Origin of the sequence: Blochmannia endosymbiont of Camponotus sp. C-046, from assembly GCF_023585865.1 — a bacterium.
Taxonomy (GTDB): domain Bacteria; phylum Pseudomonadota; class Gammaproteobacteria; order Enterobacterales; family Enterobacteriaceae; genus Blochmanniella.
The window spans coordinates 742161-761823 of the sequence record NZ_CP097752.1; the positions used below are offsets into that span (position 1 = coordinate 742161).

Consider the following 19663-nt stretch of genomic DNA (forward strand, 5'->3'; position numbering starts at 1 on the left):
CTGTAAATCACTCATTGTAAACATCATTACATTGTATCAAAACATTCCATCTATATAAAACTTAAATTAATTTCCGTACCCGTATGTGATCGCATTCATTAATCCATTATTAAATTTATTCTGATCTACAAGAATAAATAAGTTTCTGAGTTGTATCTGGATAAAGATTTGTACTACAATAATAACATGTTGTCATGTGCTGAGAATAAATAGTATTATTGTAATCGTTTATATATATTATATATTGGACGTATATTTATAAAAATACGATGATTTGAACGCTTCATATTTTTATATCTGTGCATTTATCGATCAGTTAGATCCTTCATATAAAGTGATGAAACGTATAAAATGAAGAAATCATTTTCATATCATAATAATATGTTTAAAAAAAATAATGTTTTTTTAATTGGCCCTATGGGAGCTGGAAAAAGTACCATTGGGCGTCAACTAGCAAGTCAATTAAATATGGAATTTTTTGATTCTGATCAAGAAATTGAGACTCGTACCGGAGCAAATATTAGTTGGGTCTTTGACGTAGAAGGAGAAGCTAAATTTCGTGATCGTGAAGAAAAAATCATCGATGAATTAACGAAAAAACAGGGAATTGTATTAGCTACTGGAGGTGGTTCTGTCAAGTCTTACATAACACGAAATAATCTTTCCGATCGTGGATTAGTAGTATACTTACAAACAACTATTGACAAACAATTAATGCGAACACAACATGATAAAAGGCGTCCATTGCTAAAATCACCATCGGTGTCAAAAAATACTCGCGCATTATTAGAAGTGTTAGCAAAAGAGCGTAATCCGCTATACGAAGAAATTGCAGATATAAGCATCTCTACTAACGAACAAAATATCAGGAGTGTTGTTAATAAAATTATTGCTCTTCGCGCCCAAAGTGGTATATGACGTTCATTATTATCAATTAATCATTGTAATATTAAAAGTTTTCACGATTTTATTATGGAAAAAATTATCATAAAATTACAAACAAGAAGCTATCCAGTGATTATTGCGGACAAATTGTTTAATAATTTTTCATCCTGTTGGCCATTAAATGTTGGGGATACAGTAGTTGTAATTACCAATGATCGAGTAGCACCTATCTATTTAAATATATTATCTAATTTATTGATCAAATCAGGGATCAATACTGATCAACTAATTTTGCCAGACGGTGAACAAAATAAATCTCTAACTACATTAGACACAATATTCACTAAATTACTGAAAAAAAATTATGATCGCAGTACAATACTTATTGCTCTTGGTGGAGGTGTCATTGGAGATATAACTGGATTTGCAGCTGCAATATACCAACGTGGCATACGTTTTATTCAAGTTCCAACAACATTACTTGCGCAAGTAGATGCATCCATCGGAGGGAAAACTGGTATTAATCATACACTTGGTAAAAATATGATTGGGGCTTTTCATCAACCTATTGCAGTTATGATTAATCTAGACGTCTTGAGTACGTTGACGACGAAAGAGTTTTCTTCTGGGTTATCTGAAATCATTAAGTACGCCATAGCTCTTGATTCTAGATTTTTTAGTTGGCTAGAATCCCATTTAGATGATTTGTTAATTTTACACTTGCCATCTTTAGTATACTGTATTCGTCGTTGTTGTGAATTAAAAGCATCTATAATTACAATTGATGAACGAGATCAGGATATTAGAAGTATTTTAAATCTTGGTCATACCTACGGCCATGCCATTGAATCATACTTAGGTTATTCACAATGGTCTCACGGAGAGTCTATAGCCGCAGGTATCATGATGGCAGTAAATACTGCATTGCGTTTAAATCAATTTAATTTTAGTGACGCAAGACGTATAAAAATATTATTAACGCGAGCAGGTTTACCCGTTCGCGGCCCAAAAGAAATGACATCAGAAAACTATTTGGAATATATGACGCGCGACAAAAAATCAACATCAGGACAGATCAACTTAGTTTTACCTGTTTCTATAGGCAACGTAAAAACCGTCTCTAACGTAAACCATGAGTTAGTGTCTTTATCCATTGAAGATACTAAACACTAATAACTGTATTTAGTGGTTAAAAGTATTAAAATTGAATATATATATCAATATATGAATAATATCGACGTATATGTTTATTTTTTATAGTGTAACTCAATTCAATTATCATCAATGGTAACATTTAATTAGGTTCTTTATTTTAAATTATATTTGGGATCCATGTATACATTATGCAATATAAAAATATTAGTAATTTACACCTACAGTTAATTGCGTCCATATACAAACTATATACAATCTAAATCCTTGTTGGTAACAATTCTGTCTTGATAGATTTAAAAAAATTAAAATATTTTTATATACAAAATCATAATATCATCCTCCAATTTATCTGTCTGTTTGATTGATTAAATTAAAATAAAAAACTATTGTATAAGATATCATCTTTAATGGAAATTATATGAAACGTCTCTTAATAGCTCCATCTATTTTGTCAGCTAATTTTTCTAAATTAGGAGAAGATATTACCAATGTGATATCTGCTGGAGCAGATATTTTACATTTTGATGTTATGGACAATCATTACGTTCCTAATTTAAGCCTAGGATCTATGGTGTTACGGTCACTACGTAATTACGGCATTAATATCCCTATCGATGTACATTTAATGGCCAAACCAATAGATCGATTAATTTCGGATTTCGCTGCTGTTGGAGCAAATTATATTAGTTTTCATCCAGAAGCAACAGAACATATTGATCGATCACTACAATTGATTAAAGAATACGGATGTAAAGCGGGATTAGTTTTAAATCCTAGTACTACCCTTAACTGTCTGGAATACGTAATGCATAAAATAGACCTAATTGTATTAATGTCAGTCAATCCTGGTTTTAGCGGACAACTATTTATTCCTATGATTTTAAATAAAATACGTCAAACACGTCAATTCATAGATAATTCCAATTATGATATTGATCTAGCAGTAGATGGAGGCATTAATATAAAAAACATACATTCAATTTTAAAAGCCGGAGCAAACACGTTTGTTATAGGGTCAGCCATCTTTGGATCTTCAAATTATTACAAGGTTATGCATGATTTTCGATCTGTTTTGAGAAATCAATAACGAAAGATGTTTAGTATTTTATTCGTAGATAAATAATTAAAGGCAACATTATATGTTGTTACCATAGTTTTCTATGTAAAAAAAAATTATTTAATGTATTATTTATTTATTTTATAAAATAATTCTATTTTTAAGTTATGTAATTTAATAATCATACAAATTACATGTTTTTATTATGCAACCTTACAATAATAACATTTTATTTGTTTTATTATAAACACTATGGAACATATCTGTATGAATAAACCAATTTTATTTAGTGGGGCTCAACCATCAGGTAAACTTACTATCGGTAATTATATCGGAGCGATACGTCAGTGGGTTAAAATGCAGTACGATTATCAATGTATCTACTGTATAGTAGATTTACATGCAATTACAAATCGGAATAATTTACACCAATTATACAACACATCATTAGATACATTAGCTTTATATTTAGCATGCGGCATTGATCCTAATAACAGTATAATATTTATTCAGTCTCATGTTCCAGAACATAGTCAATTAAATTGGTTATTAAATTGTTATACGTACTTTGGAGAACTAAATCGTATGACCCAGTTTAAAGAAAAATTAAAACAACAAAAAGAAAATCTTAATATCGGGCTATTTAACTATCCAGTATTAATGGCGTCAGATATTTTATTATATCAAACTAATTTAGTTCCAGTTGGTTTTGACCAGAAACAACATTTAGAATTAACACGTAACATTGCCGAACGTTTTAATCATGCATACGGAAGAATTTTCGTTATTCCAGAAATATTTATTCCTACACGTGGTTCTCGTATTATGTCTTTATTAGAACCAAATAAAAAAATGTCCAAATCAGATAGTAGACCTGGTAATACGATTACTCTTTTAGACGATATTAATATAGTATCAAGAAAAATTGAACACGCTGTTACCGATACTGATGAACCCCCCATGATTAAATATGATCCTGTTAACAAACCGGGTATTTCTAATTTATTAGAAATACTTTCTGGAATAAGTGATCAAACTATTATGTGTTTAGAAGAGGTTTTTAAAGACAAAACGTATTCCCAGTTAAAAAATGAAATTATTAAATCAGTCTCATCGATGTTAAAAAAATTACAAAGTCGTTATTATACTGAACGTGTTAACGAAGACAAATTACGTAATATATTATATGTAGGAGCAAAAAAAGCACAAAAAAGAGCTAATGCTACTTTAAACAAAGTGTATAAAACAATAGGATTGAGAGATTAATTAAAAATAATCAATTTAAAATTATCATATTAATAACGGCAATATGTATATTTGTTAAAATTTATCAAAATACACATGTAACAATATCTTCATCAGATTATTAATTTCATAAATTAATATCTATTACAGAACACTCAAATTAATCATCCATACTAATTTTGGTTATTGAAAATAAATAAAAAATTTAATGTACTAATTACAACTGTATTTAATTTATATTATTTATATGTAAATAAATTGTATTTTATGTATTCATTATTATTACCTTTAACGCAATAAATATAAAATACATTTTTGAGAACTATTGTTTACTTAATGATTAACTTAATCTGTAAGACCATGATCTGAAACTTTTAACTACATGACCATGACATAATTAAACCTATTATTACATCTAATTATAGAACTATAATGAATAAGATCCTTATCATTGATAATTATGATTCTTTCACTTGGAATCTTTATCAATACTTTAGAGAAATGGGCGGTATCGTGGAAGTTAGAAGAAACGATTCTTTAAATACTACAGATATCGATCAATTATCTCCCGAACGTTTGGTAATTTCTCCTGGACCTGGTACGCCAGACAACGCGGGTGTTTCCTTAGATGCAATTTATTATTTTCATAAAAAAATACCCATCCTTGGGGTATGTCTTGGACATCAAGCTATAGCTCAGTTTTTCGGAGCTAAATTAAAATATGCACAAAAAGTAATGCACGGTAAAATTTCTTTAATTCATCATAATGGGAACGGAATATTTAATGAGGTAACACAACCTTTAAATGTAGTTCGATATCACTCCCTAGTAATAGATCCAAACACTATGCCATCATGTTTAGAAATAACTGCATGGAACAAAGTTGATGATAAATGTATCGAAATCATGGGTATTCGCCATTGTAATCTATTCGTGGAAGGTGTGCAATTTCACCCAGAAAGTATCTTAAGTGAACAAGGATATCAGATATTAAACAATTTCATGAAGTATTAACTTCATAATATTTTTTCAAATTTGTTAAAAACTTAAATGTGATTGTTGTTATTTGCAGTAATTATAAATCATGATGCTACACTCCAAAAACATATTTAGTATATTTGATAAATAAAAATAAATGTTTATCTTCATACATTCATCTTATTTTTAAAATAAGATGAATGTATGACTTCAATACTAATCTTCAGTGTAACTTATTTAACGAAATACTTAAAAATTGTCCTTCATTTAAAATTGAATTCAATCATACACTGCATATACATTTTATAATTAGTTTATTTATTAAAATTTAAAAATTAGTTATGCCATGTCATTCACTAATGAAAAATATAAATCAAGCGATTGCATCTAATATATGCATAGATAACAGTAATTTTAATATAATGTACAATACATAATTTTTCATTTTATGATCTGAATACAAAAATTCATACAAACAATATATTTTTAAAATATGTTGACGATTATAGTCATATTAATCTTTAGACACAAAATATGCCATAAATAACTTATAATTCAATTTATAAACAATTATATTGATTATAAATTATACAATGATACTCCAAATTAAAAATACTATAACTCATCTGAGTTAAATAATAAAAAAAATTTTTTAATTTTAATTACATAATTGTACCATTTTAATACGTAATTACAACTGATTATCAAAACAGTTGCGATGTTAACACTAAAAATCACAAAATATAAATAATTAAAATTAAAAAATTTTTTTATCATTTCCTAATACACATAGGAAATACTTTCAATTCATAATCTGTCAATATATATATTTACAATATTTCAGTTCTAATATTATAAAATATTTAAATTGTATTCACCTACAATAAATATATCATTATATTTAAATGATTAAATTTCAAAATATTGAAATGTCTCGTGCATCTTCATCATAAACTAAAAAATTTTTAAAAAATATAAATCTGTTAAATCATTGATGCAAAATGCATTATGCCACATTATATATTCATAAAATGAATATTATTCAGATATTTAAATTTGTATATTTAGATATGTATATTTAAATGTATATACTCAAAAATTAATAAAATCATACAGTAATCGTAATTATATAAAACATAAAATTATCTTATAATAGGTATAAACTATGAAATCATTTTTTGTTAAATTCATTTTATTCATTTCTATTATTTCTCTTGCTCTTACTGGTATTATCTGTTAACCTTATAAAAGGAGTTTAGGAAATGTTGAGGATGGTTTATGCCTAAAATCTGACGAATTTTATACATTAATATATATTGTCAAAATTATTTACATTTCCATAAATTGTTGAAAAATTAAACTATTATAAGTTTTTACTATCATATAAATTTTTGAAAAATGTGATTAATTACCGGATATGTTATTACTACGATATAACTAAACAAGCAAGGTAAAGACACAATGCTATGTCTGGCCCACAACCATTCTTTAAAAAAGAATACAATATTGTTATTTATAACACTACTTTGTTACAAAATATCATACGGTATGGTCAATGATGTTATACTTGTTAAATAGTCGTCTTTTCATTTGCCTAAATAGTGAAAATTTTATTAAAATACTTATTTATTAAGAGTTATTTAAAAAGATAGATATATTAAAATCGTTTTTGTTTATGCAGTGTGTGTTTTCTGCATCAAACTTAGTGGATAATCATACCACTTCTTTGCTATGATTTTTATTGAACTACAATTCAATAACAACAGCATCGTTGTCTGTTATTGAAGTTAGGGGAAGGAATAACAGCAAATAAAAATAAGTATACATATATTTATTTGAGATATAGTTTTATCAGAAAAAATGGAGATTTTAATAATGACAACAGTCAATCAACTTGTTCGTAATGCACGTCCAATAAAAACTTTTAAAAGTAATGTACCAGCGTTGGGAGCCTGCCCACAAAAAAGGGGGGTGTGCATGCGCGTATATACTACTACCCCAAAGAAACCAAATTCTGCATTACGAAAAGTATGTCGTGTTCGTTTAACTAATGGATTGGAAGTAACTTCCTATATCGGAGGAGAAGGCCATAATCTACAAGAGCACGCTACAATTCTTATTCGAGGGGGGCGAGTTAAAGATCTTCCAGGTGTTCGGTATCATGTTATTCGTGGCGCTCTTGATTGTGCAGGAGTGAATTCCCGTAAGAAAAGTCGCCGAAATACGGAACAAAACAACCAAAATCATAGCTTGAAATATTAAATCTTTTTTATTTTTTTAATTTAAACTAAATTAAAAAACGGTTCAGTTAGTTAAAATATAATAATTTTTTATTAACTATTTTTAGTTGAAATAAAGATATTTATTAGTCCAATAGGAATTATAATTAATGCCACGTCGTCGCATCATTACAAAACGCAATATTCTTCCAGATCCAAAATTCGGATCTGATCTTTTGGCAAAGTTCATCAACATTTTGATGTTAAACGGGAAAAAATCTATTGCAGAGTCAATAGTATACTCTGCCTTAGATATTCTATTTACACAATCTAATAAAGACCGTTTAGAAGCATTCGAGATAGCTCTAAACAATGTGCGCCCAATTGTAGAAGTAAAATCTAGACGTGTTGGTGGTTCTACTTATCAAGTGCCAGTAGAAGTGCGTCTCGTACGTAGAAATACTCTAGCGATGCGGTGGATTATTGAAGCTGCTCGAAAAAGAAATGATAAATCTATGGAATTACGTTTAGCGAGTGAACTTGTAGATGCTATAGAGGGTAGAGGGCATGCTGTTAAAAAACGTGAAGAAATACATCGTGTTGCAGAATCTAATAAAGCTTTTGCCCATTATCGTTGGTAATAAAATTTTCTGAATAAACATCATCTGATTTTTTTTCACCTCTAATAATGATTGAACTGTTAAGTGTTATTTATTCAAACATATTGAAACGCTGCATAAAACAATAATCTTTCAAAATAGAGCAACATTTTTCTTTAAATTATAACAATATTATTGAGGATATTAATGACTCGTGTAACACCGATCGTGCGGTACCGTAACATTGGGATAAGCGCACATATTGATGCTGGAAAAACTACTACTACTGAACGAATTTTATTTTATACAGGCGTAAATCATAAAATTGGAGAAGTTCATACTGGTTCTGCAACTATGGATTGGATGGAACAAGAACAAGAACGGGGCATCACAATTACTTCTGCAGCTACTACCTGTTTTTGGTCAGGAATGGCTAATCAATTTAAGTCGCACCGTATTAATATTATAGATACTCCTGGACATGTGGATTTCACCATTGAAGTAGAACGTTCTATGCGTATACTTGATGGGGTAGTAATGATTTATTGTGCTGTAGGAGGCGTACAACCTCAATCTGAGACAGTGTGGCGTCAAGCAAATAAATATAAAGTACCACGTATTGCATTTATAAACAAAATGGATCGAGTAGGCGCAGATTATCTACGAGTTGTAGAACAGTTAAAAACTAGATTATTTGCTAATCCCGTTCCTATTCAATTAGCTATAGGTTCAGAAGATAAATTTACTGGCATTATAGATTTGATCAAAATGAAAGCTATTCACTGGAATGAATCAGATCAAGGCGTCACTTTTAGTTATAGTGAAATACCTGATAATTTAATAGAATTATCAGATGTTTGGCATAAGCATTTAATAGAATCTGCTGTTGAAGCATCTGAAGAATTAATGGATAAATATTTATCTAATAAAGGTCAATTGACAGAACAAGAAATTAAACAAGCGTTACGTCAAAGAGTATTAAGCAACGAAATCATATTAGTAACATGTGGATCCGCTTTTAAAAACAAGGGGGTACAAGCTATGCTAGATGCTGTTGTAGAATACTTACCATCCCCAAGTGATATAACATCTATCACAGGTGTACTAAAAGACGGATCTACTCAAGTGCAGCGTCATGCCAATGATAGCGAACCGTTTTCGGCCTTAGCTTTTAAAATAGCTACTGATCCATTTGTAGGAAACTTAACTTTTTTTCGAGTTTATTCAGGCGTAGTGAGCTCCGGAGATAGTGTTTTAAACCCCATAAAATCAAAACGTGAACGATTCGGTCGAATAGTGCAAATGCATGCAAATAAAAGAGAAGAAATAAAATCCGTTCATTCGGGCGATATTGCTGCAGCTATTGGTTTAAAAGATGTTGATACTGGAGATACTTTGTGTGATCCATCTTCCCCAATTATACTTGAACGTATGGAATTTCCAGAACCCGTAATTTCTGTGATGGTTGAAGCTAAAACTAAATCAGATCAGGAAAAAATGGGTTTAGCTTTAAGTCGTTTAGCTCAAGAAGATCCATCGTTTCGTGTATGGATCGATAAAGACTCCGGGCAAACTATCATCGCTGGAATGGGTGAATTGCATTTAGAAATTCTTGTAGAACGTATGAAAAGAGAGTTTAATGTTGAAGCTAATGTAGGTAAACCTCAAGTTGCTTATCGAGAAACCATTCGAACTAGTGTAAAACAAGAAGGTAAATTTATTCGTCAATCAGGAGGTCGAGGTCAATTCGGACATGTTTGGTTACGCATTGAACCTATGCATTCACATGAAGAAGAAAATTATAAATTTTTAAATGAAATTGTAGGAGGAGTCGTACCTAAAGAATACATACCTGCTGTAGATAAAGGTATACAGGAACAAATAAATAACGGTATTCTCGCTGGATACCCAATTGTAGATGTTTGTGTAGCTATTTTTGACGGTTCTTATCACGAGGTTGATTCTTCAGAAATAGCATTTAAAATAGCAGGATCTATAGCATTTAAAGAAGGATTCATGAAAGCTCATCCCGTATTATTAGAACCTATTATGAATGTAGAAATTGAAACACCTGAAGATTACATGGGAGATGTTATTGCAGACTTAAATCGCCGAAGAGGAATGATCAGCGGTTTAGAGAATTCTACAATCAGTGGCAAGATAATTTGCGCTCAAATTCCTTTATCTGAAATGTTCGGCTATGCTACCAGTTTACGTTCACAAACTCAAGGGCGTGCTTCTTATTCCATGGAGTTTTTAAAATATAACGAAGTACCTAACAGCATAGCGCAAATTATCATAAGTTCTCGTCAAATTAAACAATAATAAATAATATTTAGGTTCAATGATTTTTGAAAAATTATAAAAATAGACCTAAGGAGTTTAGAGGTGTCCAAAGAAAAATTTAAACGCGTAAAGCCACATATTAATGTAGGCACTATTGGCCATGTAGATCACGGAAAAACTACTCTAACTGCCGCTATAACCACTGTTCTATCTAAAAAATATGGTGGTTATGCACGTGCTTTTGATCAAATTGATAATGCTCCAGAAGAAAAAGCACGAGGAATTACCATAAATACTTCTCATGTTGAATATGATACGGCATATCGACATTATGCGCACGTTGACTGCCCCGGGCATGCTGATTATATCAAAAATATGATAACTGGAGCTGCGCAAATGGATGGCGCAATTTTAGTAGTAGCCGCCACTGATGGACCCATGCCACAAACCCGTGAGCATATTTTATTAGCTAGGCAGGTAGGAGTACCTCACATTATTGTGTTCATGAATAAATGCGACATGGTAAATGATGAAGAATTATTAGAATTAGTAGAAATGGAAATGCGAGAATTACTATCTCAATACGATTTTCCAGGAGACAAAACACCAATTATTCGAGGATCTGCTTTAAAAGCATTAGAAAATGACGAAATATGGTCTAATAAAATTTTAGAATTATCAGATGTATTGGATAATTATATCCCAGAACCTAAACGTGTTATAGACCAACCATTTTTGCTCCCCATTGAAGATGTATTTTCTATTTCTGGTCGGGGTACAGTTGTAACTGGTCGTATTGAACGCGGTATTATCAAAGTAGGAGAAGAAATAGAAATTGTTGGTATAAAAGATACAATAAAAACCACATGTACTGGAGTGGAAATGTTTAGAAAATTATTAGACGAAGGGCGTGCCGGAGAAAATGTTGGTGTTTTATTGCGTGGTACTAAACGAGATGAAGTAGAACGCGGGCAAGTTCTATCTAAACCTGGATATATCAAGCCGCATTCGCATTTCGAATCAGAAGTGTATATTTTAAATAAAGATGAAGGAGGAAGACATACACCATTTTTCAAAGGGTATCGTCCTCAATTTTACTTTCGTACTACAGATATTACTGGTACCATTGAATTACCAGAAGGGGTAGATATGGTAATGCCTGGCGATAATATCAGAATGATGATTCATTTGATTGCTCCGATAGCTATGGATGACGGTCTTAGATTTGCTATTCGAGAAGGTGGTCGCACTATAGGAGCCGGCATTGTATCTAAAATTATATCTTAATTATATAGTGATACATATGATTCTGTAGTCATATAGAGCCGTATATTATAATAATATAGTAACGTATTGATATGCATGAAAAGAATGAAAATAAAAAAAAAATGTATGCATCAGAAATAACTAAATGGATTAGCATTGCAGGATTAGTTGCGATATCTATTATTGGAAATTACGTATGCCACAATTACAGTGTTGTAGCGAGAAGCATAGTAATTCTTGTTATCATTATTGCTGCTATATACATTGCGTCAACTACTAAAATAGGAAAACTAATAATCATATTTGGAAATGAATCACGTACTGAATTCCGGAAAGTAGTATGGCCTACTTATCAAGATGGCTTCAACACTACTCTAATCGTAATAGGAGTAACTATAATTATGTCATTATTACTATGGGGATTAGATACTATTTTAATTCATGTGATATCATTTGGGCTGAGGCTGTAATATGACTGAAACTTTAAAGAAACGTTGGTATGTTATTCAATCATTTTCTGGATTTGAGAATCGTGTAGCTCATTCCTTACGTGAGCATATTAAACTACATAATATGGATGCAATGTTCGGTGAAATTATGGTCCCAACAGAAGAAGTAGTTGAAATGCGATCTGGACAACGTAGAAAAAGTGAACGTAAATTTTTTCCCGGCTATGTACTGGTGCAGATGATCATGAATGATTCTAGTTGGCATTTAGTAAAAGGTGTACCACGTGTTATGGGTTTTATTGGAGGAACATGTGATAAACCTGCTCCTATTGGAGATAAGGAAGTTGATGATATTATGAATCGATTACAACAAATAGGTGATAAACCTCGCCCTAAAACGTTATTTGAACCTGGTGAACTTATTCGCGTCAGTGATGGGCCTTTTTCTGATTTTAATGCGGTAGTAGAAGAAGTAGATTATGAAAAAAATCGGCTAAAAGTATCAGTTTCTATTTTTGGAAGAGCCACTCCAGTAGAATTAGATTTTTCTCAGGTTGAAAAATCTTAATATACAATTAGCAGATAAAAATGATATATTTAACTTGCACAGAAAAAATAATCATTGTTTCGTGGTTATAATTAACATGTCATCAATCAAAATAAAACCCGAAAATATTATTGGCTAGGACAATAAATATGGCAACAAAAAAAATAAAATCATACATTAAACTGCAAATTTCTGCTGGAGCTGCCAATCCCAGCCCTCCTATTGGACCTGCTTTAGGACAACAAGGCGTTAATATCATAGAATTTTGTAAAGCATTTAATGAAAATACCGCACAACTTGAAACAGGATTACCAATACCAGTTGTCATTACTGTTTACAGTGACCGTTCTTTTTCATTTGTTACTAAAACTCCTCCTGCTTCAATATTATTGAAAAAAGCAGCAAATATTCAATCTGGATCCAAAAAACCAAATATAATAAATATTGGGAAAATATCGCGCACTCAAATTTATGAGATTGCAAAAATTAAAGCTGTTGATATGACAGGGGCTGATATAGAATCAATATCGCGTTCTATCATAGGTACAGCACGCTCTATAGGGCTCGAAGTGGAAGATTAATTGATATGACGGATAAATTAAGCAAAAGAATGCGTATGATGCAAAATTGCGTAGACACATCTATACAATACAATGTGTTAGATGGATTAAAATTATTAAAAAAAATGAAAAGAGTTAAATTTATTGAAAGTGTTGATACCGCTATTAATTTAGGAATTGATGCGCGTAAATCTGATCAAAATATACGTAATAATGTGATTCTGCCACATGGTATTGGTCGCAATATTCATGTTGCTGTTTTCACTCAAGGAGACAATATAGTATCAGCTAAAAATGCAGGAGCTGATATAGCTGGACTAGAAGATTTATATGATCAAATAAAAAATAAAAAATATCGACCAGATGTAGTAATTGCATCGCCTGATGTCATGAATATAGTAAGCAAATTAGGCCCTATTTTAGGACCAATAGGATTAATGCCTAGCCTTAAAATGGGCACTGTATCTCATGATATAGCAGAATCAGTCAAAAATGTTAAACTGGGTCAAATACGTTATAAAAATGATAAAAACGGAATTATTCATTCTACTATCGGAAGAATTAATTTTGATATCATACAACTTAAAGAAAACTTAGAAGCATTAATAGTATCCTTAAAGCAATCTAAACCAGTCCTATATAGAGGAACATATATTAAAAAAATAACTATTGCCACTACTATGAGTAAATCTATATCTATAGATCAAAACAGTCTTTGTGTTACAACCTAATTAATATTGATAGTTTTATTAATAAGATTCTTTACATGATCTGCAAATTAGTTTAAAATTTCATTGAAAATGCGGAGACCGTTGTGTTATGTTAATGGATGTTAACATAATTTTTTGGGATTTTTATTATTATGAGACATGTATTACACATATTCACGATTATTAATTATCCTGAATTTATATAATTACATTTATTACCTATCCGATAGATACAGACGATTAACACTAATTTAAAAAATTTTTATATTTAATAACACATAGTTTGAATTAGTTTTATGAACATGCAATAAATTTATGATTAGCTCATTCATGTATCTATACGTATAGATTTACAGAACGGTGTTTATTAATGGCATTAAATCTGAAAAAAAAAGAAGAAATTATCTGTACAATCCATAAAACAGCAAAAAGAGCTTTATCTGCCGTGGTGGCATCTTTGAGTGGTATTGCTGTTAATGAAGTAACTAAATTAAGAAAAGAAGCGCGTGATCTTAATGTGCACATACATGTTGTTCGAAATACGCTCATGCAAAAAGTAATTGAAAATACGTCTTTAACATGTTTGCGAGAAGTTCTAACAGGGCAAAACATTATTGCATTTTCTGTGCATCAACCTCGTGATGCCGCGCAAGTTTTTGTAAAATTTACTAAAATATATGAGCATTTTAAAATAAAAGGCGCAGCTTTCGAAGGGAAATTTATTCCTGCGTCTCAAATAAATCTCTTGTCTAATTTACCTAATCGTAATGAATCTATTATTAGATTCATTACGATTATAAAAACAAGTGGTATAATAAATTTAATACATATTTTACATATATTATCTCATCAAAAAAGATAAATGATAATTTAAGTTGTTTAATAAAAAATATTGTAGGTATTTTGAATACACAATGATTTTAATTATGTAATATTTTCAATATTTTATATTTTTGGAAATTTTTATGTCTCTTACAAAAGAAGAAATTTTAGATGCTATTTCCAATATGTCTGTTATGGATATAGTCCGGCTGACCTCTATGATGGAAGAAAAATTTGGAGTATCTGCAACTTCATTAGCTACTGTTACACCTGATACTTCTTCAGCAACAATCGTAGAAGAGCAAACCGAATTTAATGTGTTTTTAACTGCTATTGGCAGTAACAAAATTCCTGTCATTAAAACTGTGCGTAGTATCACTGGTCTAGGATTAAAAGAAGCTAAAGAATTAGTAGAATCTGCGCCTGTCATTTTAAAAGAATCAATAAACAAAGATGACGCTGAAACCCTAAAAAAAACTCTAGAAACAATAGGTGCATCTGTCGAAATAAAATGAAAACAAATCCAACAATTTATTATTGATGTGTTTGTTGGCTATATATAAGATTTTATTTCCATATATATGGAAATGGTATTTAGTATTTAACAAATAATAAAATATGATACTTCTAAAGTATATATTCGTTTAGAAAATAAAATACATACATGATTTATATGTCTACATCTTAAAGTAAGACATAGTAAGTTCATCACTATATTATTTATTATATAGCAACAGATAGCTTGTTTCTTAAAAAACAATCACCCATATTAACTATCGAGGGAACTGTATGGTGTATTCTTATACTGAAAAAAAACGTATTCGTAAAGACTTTGGAAAACGCCCTCAAATTTTAGATATTCCATACCTGCTTTCTATTCAAATTGATTCTTTTCAAAAGTTTATTAAACAAGATCCAGAAAGACAATGTGGATTAGAAGCGGCTCTTAGATCTGTTTTCCCCATTAAAAGCTATAATGGAAACGCTGAATTACAATACATCCAATATCAATTAGGAGAACCAACATTTGATGTAAAAGAATGTCAAACACGCGGCGCCACTTTTTCTGCCCCGTTACGCGTGCGTATATGTTTAATTATCTATGAACGCGAGGGTTTAAATAACATAATAAAAAACACTAAAGAACAAGAAGTATATATGGGTGAAGTTCCTCTTATGACTAACAATGGTACTTTTATCATCAATGGTATCGAGCGAGTTATTGTATCTCAATTACATAGAAGTCCCGGTGTATTTTTTGATAGTGATAAAGGAAAAACACATTCATCTGGTAAAGTATTATATAATGCACGTATTATTCCATATCGTGGATCTTGGTTAGATTTTGAATTTGACTTAAAAGACAATTTATTTGTTCGCATTGATCGACGACGCAAGTTACCAGTAACAGTAATATTACGTGCTTTAAATTACACTACTGATCAAATTTTAAATATATTCTTTAACAAAGTAATATACGAAATTCAAAATAATACATTATATATGCATTTGATCCCTGAAAGATTACGTGGTGAAACAGCATCTTTTGATATTACTGTTAATGGTGTTACATATGTCAAAAAGGGACGTCGTGTTGCAGCTAAACACATCCGTCAATTAAAAAAAGACAAAATTTCAAAAATTGAAGTACCCATAGATTATATAATTGGAAAAGTTGTTATCAAAGACTATTTTGATAAAAATACAAATACCCCTATTGTCACAGCTAATACAGAAATATCTACTGATATATTACACAACCTAATTCAATCAGGATATGAATCCATAGAAACATTATTCAGCAACGATCTAGATTATGGTAATTATATCTCTGAAACTTTACGTATTGACACAACTACAAATAGAGTTGATGCATTAGTAGAAATTTACCGTGTAATGCGTCCAGGAGAACCACCAACTAAAGAAGCTGCTGAACATTTATTTGAAAACTTATTTTTTTCAGAAGAACGTTACGACTTGTCGTCTGTAGGAAGAATGAAATTCAATCGTTCATTACAACGAGCACAAATAGAAGATTTAGGGATATTAAAAAAAAATGATATTGTTGATGTAATAAAAAAATTGATTGATATTAGAAACGGTAAAGGAGAAGTAGATGATATCGATCATTTAGGAAATCGACGCATTCGTTCTGTAGGTGAGATGGCAGAAAATCAATTTAGAATTGGATTAGTTAGAGTAGAACGTGCAGTAAAAGAACGATTATCTTTAGGTGACTTAGATATGTTAACGCCTCAAGACCTCATTAATGCTAAACCAATCTCAGCTGCAGTAAGAGAGTTTTTTACTTCTAGTCAATTATCGCAATTTATGGACCAAAATAATCCATTATCAGAAATTACTCATAAACGTCGTATATCTGCTTTAGGGCCAGGAGGTTTAACTAGAGAACGCGCAGGATTTGAAGTCCGTGATGTCCATCCCACACATTATGGTCGAGTCTGTCCAATCGAAACTCCAGAAGGACCGAATATAGGTTTAATTAATTCATTATCTGTATATGCTCGAGCTAATAAATACGGATTTTTAGAAACTCCATACCGAAAAGTCCAAAATGGTGTTGTCAGTAATGACATTCATTATTTATCTGCAATTGAAGAAGGTGATTTCGTTATTGCTCAAGCAAATACAAACCTAAATTCAAAAGGAGAATTTATTAACGATCTGGTAACTTGCAGAAATAAAGGTGAATCTGGTCTTTTTAAGAAAGACCAAGTTGATTACATGGATGTATCCACACAACAAATAGTTTCAGTTGCTGCTTCATTAATCCCTTTTCTTGAACACGATGATGCTAACCGTGCTCTTATGGGTGCAAATATGCAACGCCAAGCCGTTCCTGTTTTATGTAGCGAAAAACCATTAATAGGCACTGGAATGGAACGCGCAGTAGCGATAGATTCCGGTGTTACTGTGGTAGCTAAGCGCGGCGGTATCGTTAAATATGTAGATGCATCACGTATTGTAATACATGTTAATAAGAATGAAATACATACTGAAGAATCAGGAATTGATATCTATCACTTAACAAAATATATTCGATCTAATCAAAATACCTGTATAAATCAACATCCGTGTGTAGCTTTAGAAGAATCAATAGAACATGGAGATGTTATAGCAGATGGTCCGTCTACTGATTTAGGAGAACTAGCTCTAGGTCAAAATATGCGGATTGCATTTATGCCTTGGAATGGGTATAATTTCGAAGATTCGATGTTGGTCTCAGAACGCGTAGTACAAGAAGATAAATTTACCAGTATACATATTCAAGAGTTAACCTGTATATCTCGTGATACTAAATTAGGACCTGAAGAAATCACAGCTGACATTCCAAATATAGGAGAAATAGCTTTATCTAAATTAGATGAATCTGGAATTATCTATATCGGAGCAGAAGTCATAGGAGGAGACATCCTCGTCGGAAAAGTTACACCCAAAGGAGAAACTCAATTAACGCCGGAAGAAAAATTATTACGCGCTATTTTTGGTGAAAAAGCATCCGATGTAAAAGATTCATCTTTACGTGTCCCCAACGGAGTTTGCGGCACCGTAATTGATGTACAAATATTCACTAGAGACGGTATTAATAAAGATAAACGTTCATTAATAATTGAATCCGATAAGTTAAAACAGATTAAAAAAGATTTACATGAAGAATTACAAATCTTTGAATCCGCTTTATTTGATCGTGTCTACGATGTATTAATAGCCAGTGGAATTGATAAAAAGAAATTGTTTGAAACTAATCGCAATACTTGGTTTAATATGGTCTTATCAGATGTAGAAAAACAATGTCAATTATCGCAATTGGCTAAACAATATTTTGATTTAAAACACGAGTTTGAAAAAAAATTAGAAATTCAACATCGTAAAATCACTCAAGGAGACGAATTAGCCCCCGGTATTTTAAAAATAGTTAAAGTATTTTTAGCTGTAAAACGCCAAATACAACCTGGTGACAAAATGGCAGGAAGACATGGAAATAAAGGAGTAATCTCTAAAATTAACCCCATCGAAGATATGCCATACGATCAGCACGGAATACCGGTAGACATTGTACTCAATCCTCTTGGAGTGCCATCTCGAATGAATATTGGTCAAATTTTAGAAACACATCTTGGTATGGCAGCAAAAGGTATTGGAGATAAAATCAACTTTATGTTGCAACAACATAAAGAAGCCAATCAATTAAGAAGATTTATGCAACAAGCATATAATTTAGGAGAAGGTTTACGTCAACACATTGATCTTAATTCATTTTCAGATGTAGAAATATTAAAATTAGCTAAAAATTTAAAAAAAGGAATGCCTATTGCTACTCCAGTATTTGATGGCGCTACAGAAAAAGAAATTAAGGATCTTTTAAAATTATCTGGATTACCTGCCTCTGGTCAGATTACATTGTTTGATGGGTGCACAGGAGAAGCATTCGAAAGACAAGTTACTGTGGGTTATATGTACATGTTAAAATTGAATCATTTAGTCGACGATAAAATGCACGCGCGTTCCACTGGTTCTTATAGTTTAGTAACTCAACAACCCTTAGGTGGGAAAGCTCAGTTTGGAGGTCAACGTTTTGGTGAAATGGAAGTATGGGCGCTAGAAGCTTATGGTGCATCATATACTTTACAAGAAATGCTAACTGTAAAATCAGATGATGTAAATGGACGAACTAAAATGTATAAAAATATTGTTGATGGCAATCATACGATGGAACCTGGAATGCCTGAGTCTTTTAATGTTTTATTAAAAGAAATTCGTTCTTTAGCCATTAATATTGAACTAGAAGATTAATGTTTTAACATAATCTCTATATAATAGACATATTTATCAGCATACAGTATTTATCGTATTTAACAGGTAT

15 protein-coding genes and 1 pseudogene are annotated in these 19663 nt (G+C 31.0%); all 16 read left to right on the top strand.

The genetic code is table 11. The features are described 5' to 3' along the window. The first annotated feature begins 381 nt into the window (after positions 1 to 381). The 16 genes and pseudogenes from aroK to rpoB all read left to right on the top strand — a co-directional run bounded on the left by aroK (position 382) and on the right by rpoB (position 19593). Positions 382 to 918 (top strand): shikimate kinase AroK, encoded by a 537-nt coding sequence (gene aroK, locus M9409_RS03130; RefSeq protein ID WP_250227214.1) that lies wholly within the window; start codon positions 382 to 384, stop codon positions 916 to 918. Positions 919 to 972: 54 nt separating this feature from the next. Further along, positions 973 to 2058 (top strand): 3-dehydroquinate synthase, encoded by a 1086-nt coding sequence (gene aroB, locus M9409_RS03135; protein ID WP_250226902.1) that lies wholly within the window; start codon positions 973 to 975, stop codon positions 2056 to 2058. Between the two features lie 400 nt (positions 2059 to 2458). Further along, the gene (gene rpe / locus M9409_RS03140; protein WP_250226903.1) at positions 2459 to 3127 is read left to right on the top strand and encodes a ribulose-phosphate 3-epimerase; all 669 of its coding nucleotides are present in this window, start codon (positions 2459 to 2461) and stop codon (positions 3125 to 3127) included. 237 nt (positions 3128 to 3364) lie between these two features. Next, positions 3365 to 4363 (top strand): tryptophan--tRNA ligase, encoded by a 999-nt coding sequence (trpS, locus tag M9409_RS03145; RefSeq protein WP_250226904.1) that lies wholly within the window; start codon positions 3365 to 3367, stop codon positions 4361 to 4363. 411 nt (positions 4364 to 4774) lie between these two features. After that, positions 4775 to 5356, top strand: coding sequence for an anthranilate synthase component II (locus M9409_RS03150; RefSeq protein ID WP_250226905.1), 582 nt, complete (start codon positions 4775 to 4777; stop codon positions 5354 to 5356). A 1839-nt stretch (positions 5357 to 7195) separates the two neighbouring features. Next, positions 7196 to 7569 (top strand): annotated as a pseudogene (gene rpsL / locus M9409_RS03155) (30S ribosomal protein S12). A gap of 140 nt (positions 7570 to 7709) precedes the next feature. Beyond that, the gene (gene rpsG, locus M9409_RS03160) at positions 7710 to 8180 is read left to right on the top strand and encodes a 30S ribosomal protein S7 (protein WP_250226906.1); all 471 of its coding nucleotides are present in this window, start codon (positions 7710 to 7712) and stop codon (positions 8178 to 8180) included. Positions 8181 to 8345: 165 nt separating this feature from the next. Next, a complete protein-coding gene (gene fusA / locus M9409_RS03165; RefSeq protein ID WP_250226907.1) occupies positions 8346 to 10463 on the top strand; it encodes an elongation factor G in 2118 nt (705 codons plus the stop codon). Between the two features lie 63 nt (positions 10464 to 10526). Beyond that, the gene (tuf, locus tag M9409_RS03170) at positions 10527 to 11711 is read left to right on the top strand and encodes an elongation factor Tu (protein WP_250226908.1); all 1185 of its coding nucleotides are present in this window, start codon (positions 10527 to 10529) and stop codon (positions 11709 to 11711) included. 71 nt (positions 11712 to 11782) lie between these two features. Further along, positions 11783 to 12160 carry a preprotein translocase subunit SecE gene (gene secE, locus M9409_RS03175; RefSeq protein WP_250226909.1) on the top strand — a complete coding sequence of 126 codons (378 nt, stop codon included), beginning with the start codon at positions 11783 to 11785 and terminating at the stop codon, positions 12158 to 12160. A 1-nt stretch (position 12161) separates the two neighbouring features. After that, positions 12162 to 12707, top strand: a complete 546-nt coding sequence (nusG, locus tag M9409_RS03180; protein WP_250226910.1) for a transcription termination/antitermination protein NusG — start codon at positions 12162 to 12164, stop codon at positions 12705 to 12707. A gap of 128 nt (positions 12708 to 12835) precedes the next feature. After that, positions 12836 to 13267, top strand: a complete 432-nt coding sequence (gene rplK / locus M9409_RS03185; protein WP_250226911.1) for a 50S ribosomal protein L11 — start codon at positions 12836 to 12838, stop codon at positions 13265 to 13267. Positions 13268 to 13272: 5 nt separating this feature from the next. Beyond that, the gene (rplA, locus tag M9409_RS03190) at positions 13273 to 13977 is read left to right on the top strand and encodes a 50S ribosomal protein L1 (protein WP_250226912.1); all 705 of its coding nucleotides are present in this window, start codon (positions 13273 to 13275) and stop codon (positions 13975 to 13977) included. Positions 13978 to 14326: 349 nt separating this feature from the next. Continuing rightward, positions 14327 to 14818, top strand: coding sequence for a 50S ribosomal protein L10 (rplJ, locus tag M9409_RS03195; protein ID WP_250226913.1), 492 nt, complete (start codon positions 14327 to 14329; stop codon positions 14816 to 14818). A 103-nt stretch (positions 14819 to 14921) separates the two neighbouring features. Next, a complete protein-coding gene (gene rplL / locus M9409_RS03200) occupies positions 14922 to 15293 on the top strand; it encodes a 50S ribosomal protein L7/L12 (protein WP_250226914.1) in 372 nt (123 codons plus the stop codon). 274 nt (positions 15294 to 15567) lie between these two features. Beyond that, entirely contained in the window at positions 15568 to 19593 is a 4026-nt protein-coding gene (gene rpoB, locus M9409_RS03205) for a DNA-directed RNA polymerase subunit beta (RefSeq protein WP_250226915.1), read from the top strand. Positions 19594 to 19663: the final 70 nt, after the last annotated feature.